We start from the raw sequence: 686 nt of genomic DNA, 5'->3' as shown, positions 1-686 counted from the left end.
TCAGGCGGAGCATCCGGGCCGGGTGGTGTTGGTGGATGTGGATGGTGCTGCGGGGTCGGCGGGTGTGTTGGCCGGGGTGTTGGGGGTGGAGGGGGAGCCTCAGCTGGCCGTCCGCCAGGGCGAGGTGCTGGTGCCGCGTCTGGTGAACGCCGACGCGACCGAGCGCGGGCTCACTGTGCCTACCGGCCCGGGGGCCTGGCGTCTCGACAGCACCGCCAAGGGGTCCTTGGAGGGGTTGGAGCTGATCGCGGCTCCCGAGGCCGATCGCGAGTTGGGTGTGGGTGAGGTGCGCATCGCGGTGCGCGCGGCCGGCATCAACTTCCGCGACGTGGTCGTCGCCCTCGGCATGGTCGACGAGCAGGGTGAACCCATCGGCGGCGAGTTCGCGGGTGTGGTGACCGAGGTGGGTCCCGGTGTGGAGGACCTGCGCCCCGGCGACCGCGTCATGGGCCTCGACGAAGCCGCTTTCGGCCCGCAGGTGGTCACCCAGCGGCGGCTGCTGGCCCCCTTGCCGTCCGGCTGGTCGTTTGCGCAGGGTGCGGCGGCGACGGTGGTGTTCGCCACGGCGTGGTATGGGTTGGTGGATCTGGGTGGGCTCAAGGCCGGGGAACGTGTCTTGATCCACGCCGGCGCGGGCGGGGTCGGCATGGCCGCCATCCAGATCGCGCACCACCTGGGCGCGGAGG

At 72.3% G+C, this 686-nt stretch carries 1 protein-coding gene and 1 pseudogene; both read left to right on the top strand.

The genetic code is table 11. The features are described from left to right. Positions 1 to 22: 22 nt before the first annotated feature. Positions 23 to 82 (top strand): annotated as a pseudogene (locus ACYVHU_RS26685) (hypothetical protein); the annotation flags it as partial. A gap of 3 nt (positions 83 to 85) precedes the next feature. Continuing rightward, on the top strand, positions 86 to 686 hold a 601-nt coding region (locus ACYVHU_RS26680; RefSeq protein ID WP_498949923.1), incomplete at its 3' end, for an alcohol dehydrogenase catalytic domain-containing protein.

This window comes from Marinactinospora endophytica, assembly GCF_054780875.1.
This window is presented reverse-complemented; position numbering and strand designations above follow the sequence as displayed.